Origin of the sequence: Pseudomonas sp. BBP2017 (assembly GCF_003024385.1) — a bacterium.
Classification (GTDB): Bacteria; Pseudomonadota; Gammaproteobacteria; order Pseudomonadales; family Pseudomonadaceae; genus Aquipseudomonas.
Genome location: NZ_PVZN01000049.1, coordinates 1 through 302, shown reverse-complemented (window position 1 = coordinate 302; position 302 = coordinate 1). Strand labels below are relative to the sequence as shown.

The window sequence follows — 302 nt, the reverse complement described above, 5'->3', positions numbered from 1 at the left end:
GCAACGGCGAAGACGCCTACAAGGACGGCACCGAACTGACCGCCACGATCACCGGCGTCAACGGTCCTGGCTTTGAAAAGCTGGAAGTCGGCAACAGCTCGGCAACCGCGACGGTGGTCGATACCACGACGGTCGCGACCGTGAGCCTGACCGGTTCGGTACAAGACGAAGGCCCGTCGGCGCAGTACATCTTCACTGCCACGCTGAGCCATGCCTCCCAAGGCGTGACCACGATCACCACCGACCGTGGCGTGATCACCATTGCCGATGGTCAGACCACGGGCACCCTGACGGTTCCGGCT

General features: G+C 63.6%; 1 protein-coding gene. It reads left to right on the top strand.

The genetic code is table 11. The features are described from left to right. Window positions 1-302: immunoglobulin-like domain-containing protein (locus C6382_RS24055; RefSeq protein ID WP_158262122.1), on the top strand; the 302-nt coding region annotated here is incomplete at both ends.